Annotated in this window: 7 protein-coding genes; 4 read left to right on the top strand and 3 right to left on the bottom strand. The window is 72.2% G+C overall.

Annotated features, from left to right (window positions below; genetic code table 11):
- The first annotated feature begins 357 nt into the window (after nucleotides 1–357).
- From ABEB28_RS39965 to ABEB28_RS39955, 3 genes are all read left to right on the top strand, one after another.
- Nucleotides 358–1,554, top strand: a complete 1,197-nt coding sequence (locus ABEB28_RS39965) for a cytochrome P450 (protein ID WP_345733526.1) — start codon at nucleotides 358–360, stop codon at nucleotides 1,552–1,554.
- An 8-nt stretch (nucleotides 1,555–1,562) separates the two neighbouring features.
- The gene (locus ABEB28_RS39960; RefSeq protein ID WP_345733524.1) at nucleotides 1,563–2,381 is read left to right on the top strand and encodes a mycofactocin-coupled SDR family oxidoreductase; all 819 of its coding nucleotides are present in this window, start codon (nucleotides 1,563–1,565) and stop codon (nucleotides 2,379–2,381) included.
- Between the two features lie 97 nt (nucleotides 2,382–2,478).
- Nucleotides 2,479–3,042: a GNAT family N-acetyltransferase gene (locus tag ABEB28_RS39955; RefSeq protein ID WP_345733523.1), complete on the top strand. Its 564-nt coding sequence runs from the start codon at nucleotides 2,479–2,481 to the stop codon at nucleotides 3,040–3,042.
- Between the two features lie 63 nt (nucleotides 3,043–3,105).
- Here the strand turns inward: ABEB28_RS39955 and ABEB28_RS39950 are convergent, their stop codons facing one another.
- Together ABEB28_RS39950 and ABEB28_RS39945 are read right to left on the bottom strand one after the other, a co-directional pair.
- Entirely contained in the window at nucleotides 3,106–4,233 is a 1,128-nt protein-coding gene (locus ABEB28_RS39950) for an NDMA-dependent alcohol dehydrogenase (RefSeq protein WP_345733522.1), read from the bottom strand.
- A 20-nt stretch (nucleotides 4,234–4,253) separates the two neighbouring features.
- On the bottom strand, nucleotides 4,254–5,672 hold the full coding sequence (locus tag ABEB28_RS39945) for an aldehyde dehydrogenase family protein (protein ID WP_345733525.1): 1,419 nt from the start codon (nucleotides 5,670–5,672) through the stop codon (nucleotides 4,254–4,256).
- A 202-nt stretch (nucleotides 5,673–5,874) separates the two neighbouring features.
- Here ABEB28_RS39945 and ABEB28_RS39940 point away from each other — a divergent pair, with 202 nt between their 5' ends.
- Nucleotides 5,875–6,567, top strand: a complete 693-nt coding sequence (locus tag ABEB28_RS39940) for an IclR family transcriptional regulator (RefSeq protein ID WP_345733521.1) — start codon at nucleotides 5,875–5,877, stop codon at nucleotides 6,565–6,567.
- A 6-nt stretch (nucleotides 6,568–6,573) separates the two neighbouring features.
- On the opposite strand, the gene ABEB28_RS39935 is transcribed toward ABEB28_RS39940, so the two are convergent.
- Nucleotides 6,574–8,248 (bottom strand): LuxR family transcriptional regulator (locus tag ABEB28_RS39935; RefSeq protein WP_345733520.1); only part of this gene is annotated, 1,675 nt, incomplete at its 5' end.

Genomic DNA, 8,248 nt, shown 5'->3' with positions numbered 1-8,248 from the left:
AGGGCCGAGGGCCGAGGGCCGAGCTGTCCGGTCTCCGACGTGATCCACACTCGACCAGTAACGCCGGCCACTGCAGACCACATCGCATGCTGCGCCGACCGGCAACGGCGCACGGGTAACCCCCCATGGGTCCAGCGCGGCGGGCGGCTGCCGGGTGTCGCCGGCGGGTGGGGGCGGGCGGCTGCCGGGTGTCGCCGGCGGGTGGCAAGCGGACGGCGCACAGAAGACTTCTCGGACGAGTGTCGGAGAAACTGGTCCCTGTCGCGGAAGACATCGCTAACGTTCGGATAGCCCGCGGCGGTTGACCGGTGCCGCGGCGGCGACCGAAGGAGTTCGCCCATGACCGCTGAGAGCCGAATGGGTATCGAGAGCCCGGTGTATTGGGATCCGTTCGATCCGGACATCGCTCGCGACCCGTACCCCGTCTACCGGCGCATGCGGGCTGAGGCGCCGGTCTACTACAACGATGTCCATGACTTCTACGCGCTGAGCCGGTTCGAAGACGTCGACCGCGCGTTGCTGGACTGGCAGACCTTCTCGTCGGCCAAAGGCCCGATCCTCGAGATCATCAAGGCCGACATCGAGATCCCGCCGGGCACCCTGATCATGGACGACCCCCCGTCCCACGACATCTACCGGTCGCTACTCTCTCGCGTCTTCACGCCGAAGCGCGTCCTGTCGCTGGAGCCGCGGATCCGGGCGTACTGCGTCCGGTCGCTCGATCGGCTCGCCGGGCTCGACCAGTTCGACCTGATGACGAACTTCGCGAACGAGATCCCCATGCGGGTGATCGGCATGCTGCTGGGCATCCCGGAGGACGACCAGCAGACGATCCGCGACAAGGCCGACCACAACCTGCGCACCGAGCGCGGCAAGCCGATGCAGGTGCCCGAGGACCGCTCGATCGGCAACCCCGAACTGTTCGCCGACTACATCGACTGGCGCCGGGACCACCCGGCCGACGACCTGATGACCGAACTCATCCGCGCGGAGTTCGAGGACGTCCACGGGGTGCGGCGGACGCTGACCCGCGACGAGATCCTGACCTACGTCAACGTGCTGGCCGGTGCCGGCAACGAAACCACCGCCCGACTGATCGGCTGGCTGGGTTCGCTGCTCGCCGAGCACCCCGATCAGCGGGCCGAACTGGTCGCCGATCCCTCGCTGATCCCCAACGCGATCGAGGAGACGCTGCGGTTCGAGCCGATCGGGCACGCCATCGCCCGCTACGTCACCACCGACGTCGAGCTGCACGGCGCGACGGTCCCGGCCGGCAGTGCGGTCACGATCATCGTCGCCTCGGCGAACCGGGACGAGACCCGCTGGGACGAGCCCGATCGCTTCGACATCCACCGGAAGGTCCATCAGTTGCGGACCTTCGGCATGGGGCCGCACTTCTGCCTGGGCAATGCCTTGGCCCGGCTCGAGGCCCGCGTCGCGCTGGAGGAGTTCCTGCAGCGTTTCCCGGTGTGGAGCGTCGATCGCGACGTCCTCGAACTTTCCTCGACGTCGACCGTCCGCGGGTGGGCGGCCTTACCGATCACCATAGGTTAGGAGCACGAATGGGCAGGTTGGACGGCAAAGTCGCCTTCATCACCGGCGCCGCTCAGGGGCAGGGGCGAAGCCACGCAATCCGGCTGGCGCAGGAGGGCGCCGACATCATCGCTGTCGACATCTGCGCTCAGCTGGAGTCGGTGGCCTACACGATGGGCACCGCAGAGGCGCTCGAAGAGACGGTCCGGGAGGTCGAGAAGCTCGATCGGCGGATCTTCGCCGCCACGGCCGACACCCGAGACGGCGCCCAGTTGCGGAAGGCATTCGAGGAAGGCGTGGCCGCGGTCGGGCCCGTCGACATCGTGCTCGCCAACGCCGGAATCGGGGCCGGCGGCGCGCCGGTCAGCGAGGACCAGGAGTGGGACGAGGTCGTGGGCGTCAATTTGAAGGGCGTCTGGAACACCGGCCGGGTCGCGATCCCCTCGATGATCGAACGGGGCAAGGGCGGCGCGATCGTGCTCACCAGCTCCACGGGCGGCCTGATCGGAGCCGGCATCGCCACCGCCGGATACCTCGGGTACACCGCCGCCAAGCACGGCGTCGTCGGTCTGATGCGCTCGTGGGCCAACTACCTCGCGCCGCACTACATCCGGGTCAACAGCGTCGCCCCCACGACGGTCCGCACGCCGATGTCCGGCGACGGGGCCATCATGGAGATCGTCAAGAACATCCCTGAACTGGCCGGCGCGCTGACCAACGCGATCCCGGTGCCGTTCGTGGAGCCGGAAGACGTGTCCAACGCGATCCTCTACCTGGTCTCCGATGACGCGCGGTACATCACCGGCACCGTCCTTCCGGTCGACGCCGGCTCGCTCAACCGCCGCTGACTCCTAGCGCGAAGACCTGTCCCTGGTTCAGGCGGGCAGGTCCTCGCGCTAGGAGCGGATGTCCGTCCGGCGGGACTACGCGGGCTACCGTCTGCGCATGGGCACTCGGTACAGCAGCCGGTTGCGGCTGGAGCCGATCGGTCCGCAGCGCGCGGACGACCTGTGGCTGTTGCACCAGGACGACGGGATCGCGTACTGGTACGGCGGCCGGTGGACCCACCAGGCGGCAGCGGAGACCGCAGCCATGATGGAGCGCGGCTGGCGCGTCGACGGCGTCCACAAGTGGATCGCGTACCGGCGGACCACCGGCGAACTCGTCGGTCGGGGCGGCCTGTCCTACGGCGACGTGGCCGGGGTGCGCCGGCTGGAGCTCGGCTGGGCCGTCCGCGGGCCGTTCCGGGGGCAGGGCTACGCCACCGAGATCGGCCGCGCCGGCCTCCGTTTCGCGTTCCACGAGCTGAACGCCGAGGACGTCGTCGCGTTCACCGAGCGCCACCACCATCGCTCGCGGGCGGTGATGGAACGTCTCGGCATGCGCCCCATCGGCGAGCTGCGGCGCCCCGGCCTGGTGGACGGCCGTGACGGTGTCCACGACGACGCCCCGTTCGTGCTCTACCGCGCGGCGCGGACCAGCCACCGAGTCCGCGGGACCTCGCCGTAGGAGGCGGGACCTGTCGCCGGGCAGTCCCCGACGACGGCCCCGACCACGACGCCGGACGGCCGGTCAGTCGAAGACGACTACGCCGCGGATGTTGCGGCCCGCGTGCATGTCCTCGTACGCCTGCGCCACCTGGTCGAGTGTGTACTCCCGGGTGATCAGCTCGTCGAGCTTGAGCTGCCCGGCCCGGTACATCCGCAGCAGGTTCGGGATGTCGTGGCGCGGGTTGGACTGCCCGAACAGTGAACCCTGCAGCCGCTTCTGCATCAGCGTCAGGTCGCCGAGCGCGATCGGCGCACCGGTCGCGGTGATGTCGCCGAGACCGGTGAGCACGACCGTGCCCGCCTTCCGGATCGACGCCAGCGCCTCCGCGACGTGTTCTCCGCGGACGACGCCGATCGTGACGATCGTGGCGTCCGCGCCCTGGCCGTTCGTGACCGACCGCGCGAACTCCGCGGCCTCGTCGATCGTGCCGAACGCGTGCGTGGCGCCGAACTCGCGGGCCTTCTCCCGCTTGAACTCCACCGGATCGACCGCGAGCACGTGCAGCGCTCCGGCGTGCACCGCACCCTGCAGCGCGTTGGCGCCGATCCCGCCGATGCCCGCGACGATCACGGTCGCGCCCGGTGTGATGTTCGCGGAGTTCACCGCGGCACCCCACCCGGTCGGCACGCCGCAGCCCACGAGCGCCGCCGCTTTGAGCGGAACGTCCGAGGAGATCTTCACGACGGAGTCCACCGAGGCGGTCGTGTACTCGCTGAACGTCGAGATCCCGCACTGCTGTCCGACCGGGGTGCCGTCGGGCAGGTGCATCCGGAAGCTCGTCGGGTCGCTCGCGCGGGCCCCGGTGAGCAGCGAAGCGCCGAGGTCGCAGAGGTTCGAGAGCCCGCGGGCGCAGAACTCGCAGTGCCCGCAGGCCGGCAGGAACGAGAAGACGACGTGGTCGCCGACCTCGTAGCCGGGGGTGTCCGGCCCGACCGCGGTGACCACTCCGGCGCCCTCGTGGCCGCCGGCGAACGGATAAATCCCGACCGGGACGTCGCCGGTGGCGACGTGGTCGTCGGAGTGGCACAGCCCGGAGGCCGCGAGCTTGACGGTGACCTCACCCTGGCGGGGGTCGTCGAGCTCGACCTCGGCCGTCTCGTACCTGCCGGGCGCCTTGCGGACCAGCGACGCGCGGGTCGTGATGGGCATCGTTGCCTCCAACGGGGTTCTTACAGGGCCGTCCAGATGCTCTTGACTTCGGTGAACGCCTCGATCGCGTCCCAGCCGTTCTCCCGGCCGAGGCCGGATGCCTTGACGCCACCCCAGGCCGCGGCCGCGTCCAGCAGCGGTGGCATGTTGATGTAGACCGAGCCGGCGCGGATCCGGCGGGCCAGCCGGTTGGCCACCTTGACGTCGCCGGACCAGATCACCGCCGCGAGGCCGTACTCGGTGTCGTTGGCGCGGGCCACCAGGTCCAGTTCGTCCTCGTCCTCGTACGGGATCACCGAGAGGACCGGCCCGAAGATCTCCTCCCGGGCGATCCGCATCGAGTCGGTGACGTCGGTGAACACGGTCGGCCGGTAGAAGAAGCCGTCCCCGTCGGCGGGGGATCCCCCGGTGACCAGCGTCGCGCCTTCGTCGCGCCCGATCTGCACGTACCGATCGACCTGCGACACCTGCTCCGCCGAGACGAGCGGGCCCAGCTGGGTCGAGGAGTCCAGGCCGTGCCCCAACACCTGCGAACCGGCGCCCGCCGCCAGCTTGTCGACGAACTCCTCCGCCCGCGGCCGGGCGACGTAGAAGCGGGTGTAGGCCGCGCACACCTGACCGGAGTTGAGCAGGCCGCCCATCAGGTTCCCGGCGACCGCCGCGTCGATGTCCGCGTCCGCCGCTACGACGCTCGGCGCCTTGCCGCCGAGCTCCAGCGACACCCGCTTGAGCGCCCGTCCGGCAGCGGCACCGATCTCCCGGCCGACCTCGGTCGACCCGGTGAAGCTGATCTTCGCGACGCCCCGGTGGTCGACGAGCGCCTTGCCCACCGTGCCGCCGCCGGTCACGACATTGACCACCCCGGCGGGGATGCCCGCCTCCAGGCACAGCTCGGCGAGCCGGATCGTGGTGAGCGACGTCTGCTCGGCGGGCTTGATCACCACGGTGTTGCCGGTGGCCAGCGCCGGCGCGAGCTTGAACGACAGCAGCATGAGCGGGAAGTTCCACGGCGTGATCAGGCCGCAGACGCCGAGCGGCTCGCGCCGGGTGCGGTAGTCGACGTCCGGCACCGACACGTCGACCGTGATGCCGGTCAGCTTCGTCGCCCACCCGGCGTGGTAGCGGAACTGGTTGACGACCATCGGCACCGAGAATCCGCCGCTGATCGCCAGCGGCTGGCCCTGGTCGGTCGTCTCCAGCCGGGCCAGCTCGTCGGCGTGCTGTTCGACCAGGTCGGCGACGCGGAGCAGCAGCCGGGCGCGCGCCGCCGGCAGCAGGTCCGCCCAGGCCCCGAACGCTTCGGTGGCGGCCCGCACCGCCGCGTCGACGTCCTCCGGGGTGGCTTCGACCAGCTCGGCGAGCACCTTCCCGGTGGCCGGGTCGTAGGTCGGGAACGTACTGCGGCCGCCCGCCTCGATCCACTCGCCGCCGATGAGCATCTGCGTCCGCGGCTGGCGCGTCTGTACCGGCACTGCACCACTCCTTTGTCGTCCAGCGTCTTCGCGGTTCAGTCGACGCCGCCCGCGGGCCGGGCCGGAGCCATCGCGTGCACGGGAGAACGCCGATTCGTGCACCCGGCCCTTCCCGGCGGCCGAGACCGGTCACCGTAGGGTGAGCGCAGGCGAGCGGAAGGACGGACGGATGGCGGCGGAGGACGGCGCGGGCGCACCCCAGTCGCAGACCCTCGACCGCGGCATCCGGATCCTGGAGCACCTCGCCGCGGCCGCTGCCCCGGTGTCGATCGTGGAGATCGGTGAGGTGCTCGGCGTCCACCGCTCGATCAGCTACCGGCTGCTCCGCACGCTCGAGGACCACCAGCTGGTCGAGCGCGACGCCACCGGGCGGTACCGGCTCGGGCTGGGCCTGGCCGGGCTGGCCCGCGGCGTCCGGTCGGACCTGCAGGCCGCCGCGCTCCCCCGCCTGGACACCCTCGCCGCGACGCTGGGCATGACCGCGTTCCTCGTCGTCCGGGCCGGTAGCGAGGCCGTGACCGTGGCCAGCGTCGAGCCGCACGGCAGTGCCGCGCACGTGGCGTACCGTCCCGGCACCCGTCATCCGGTCGACCGCGGCGCGCCCGGGCTGGCGCTGCTCATGTCGGAGCCCCCGACGCCGACCGACCGTGACGCCCTGCGGGAGGCCCGCCGGAACGGCTGGGCGACGTCGCACGGTGAGGTGATCCGCGGGCTGCGGTCGATCGCCGCGCCCGTGCCGGGCCCGGACGGCGGCGCGCGTGCCGCGCTGGCCGTGGTCTACGTGGACGACGGCGCGGACGCCGACCGGATCGGCCGCAGCGTCGCCGACGCCGCCCTCGAGGTCGCCGCCGCCCTCCGCTGAGGCCGGCTACCCGGCCGAGGGCTCGTCGGACGTCAGGACCGTGCGGAGTTCGCGGCGACGAGTGATGCCGAGTTTCGGGAAGACGCTGTAGAGGTGCGCGCCGACCGTCCGCGGGGAGAGGAACAGCCGCTCGGCGATCTCCTTGTTCGTCAGTCCCTGCGCAGCCAGCCGGACGATCTCCCGCTGCTGCGGGGTGAGCGTCAGCAACGCGGTCAGCGTCGACCGTCCCTCGTGGCCGCGGTCGAGCCCGTCGCCCGCGGCCCGGAGCTCCAGACGGGCGCGGTCCGCCGCGGGGACCGCGCCCAGCCGGTCGAACGTGTCGCGCGCCGCGGAGAGCAGCGCTCGCGCGTCCAACGGCCGCCGACGTCGGCGGAGCCACTCGCCGTAGTGCATCCGGGCCATCGCACGCTCGTAGGGCCACTGCTCACCGGCCGGGTCGACGGTGGCCAGCCGGAACGAGCGTTCGGCGTCGGCGTCGTCGTCGACCAGCGCGGCGGCGTGGTGCAGCAGGAGCCGCATGCGGGTCGTCGGATCCGCTCCGCAGGCCTGCCGGGCCCGCTCGAGCACGACCAGGGCGTCGTCGCGGTGGTCGGCTCGCGCCGCGGCGGTGGCCAGCTCGGCGACGGCGCGCAGCGAGTGGAACGGGTGCAGCGGTTCCCCGTGCGGGTCGAAGAGCGACCGCAGGTGCCGGTACGCGGTTCCGTAGTCCCCGGCGCTGATCGCGATCAAGCCGCGCGCCCTGGCCAGCCGGGTGTGGACGGCCCCGTTCTCCGGCAGGTTGAAGTGCGGCCAGGCCTGCTCGACGGTCCGGGCGGCCGCGGTGAGGTCGCCACGCAGGGCTTGGAGTGCGGCGTGCAGTGCCGCGACGACGGTTCGGGTCACCGGCAGGTCGTGCACGGTGGCCAGGTACGACGACTCCGCCAGCGCCCGGTCGGCCTCCGGCCAGCGTCCCAGGTCGGTCAGCGCGCCGACCAGGACGGGCAGTCCTTCCAGCCCGGCGCCGTCGGCCCCCGACCGTCGCCGCTGGTCGCACGCGTGCCCGATCGCCGCGGCCGCCGTCGCCGACTCGTCCTCGTACCAGGCGGTGGTGCCCAGCATCATCAGCCGGTGGATGTCGTCGATCGACTCCCCGGCCTCCAGCGACTCGGCGGGCAGCCCGTCGTTCCCGAGCGGGTCCTCCCACAGCGCGCGGCCGGCCCGCGCCGCGGGGTCGAGAACCGCCCGGATGAACGTGCGCGTCAGCTCCTCGGACGAGAGCCGCGCACCCCTCGCCGGCGTCCCCGGCGGAACCGTCGCCAGCATGCGCGCCAGCCCGTCGATGTGCTCGGGCAGGCCACTCAGGCCGGTGACGATCGCCGCCGCGTCCACGAGCGCGAGCACGTCGACGACGGCAGGCGGCGGGTTGTCGCGCAGCACCGCGGCCACCACGTCGAACGCTTCGCGCTGCCGTCCGGACCGGGCGAGCGAGACCGCGGCGGCACGCGCAGCCGGGCCGAGGAACGCGGGATCGGTGGTGATCCGGGCGAGCTCGGCGTGCAGCTCACCGACCCACTCCCGTGCGCCGGAGTCGCGCGCGGTCAGGATCGCCCGCACGTAGCGCCGCGCGGCCTCGGCCGGGCCGGGTGTGCGGTCGGCCGCCTGGTGCAGCGCGGACGCCGCGTCGTAGAGGGCACCGCGGCGG

It is taken from the genome of Cryptosporangium minutisporangium (genome assembly GCF_039536245.1).
Lineage (GTDB): Bacteria > Actinomycetota > Actinomycetes > Mycobacteriales > Cryptosporangiaceae > Cryptosporangium > Cryptosporangium minutisporangium.
The sequence above is the reverse complement of the archived record's forward strand: the minus strand, read 5'-3'. Positions and strand labels throughout refer to the sequence as shown.

Bases quoted from the DNA above. Each gene is read 5' to 3' on its own strand.
- ABEB28_RS39965 (WP_345733526.1), top strand. From the start codon at position 358: ATGGGTATCGAGAGCCCGGTGTATTGGGATCCGTTCGATCCGGACATC.
- ABEB28_RS39960 (WP_345733524.1), top strand. From the start codon at position 1,563: ATGGGCAGGTTGGACGGCAAAGTCGCCTTCATCACCGGCGCCGCTCAG.
- ABEB28_RS39955 (WP_345733523.1), top strand. From the start codon at position 2,479: ATGGGCACTCGGTACAGCAGCCGGTTGCGGCTGGAGCCGATCGGTCCG.
- ABEB28_RS39950 (WP_345733522.1), bottom strand. From the start codon at position 4,233: ATGCCCATCACGACCCGCGCGTCGCTGGTCCGCAAGGCGCCCGGCAGG.
- ABEB28_RS39945 (WP_345733525.1), bottom strand. From the start codon at position 5,672: ATGCTCATCGGCGGCGAGTGGATCGAGGCGGGCGGCCGCAGTACGTTC.
- ABEB28_RS39940 (WP_345733521.1), top strand. From the start codon at position 5,875: ATGGCGGCGGAGGACGGCGCGGGCGCACCCCAGTCGCAGACCCTCGAC.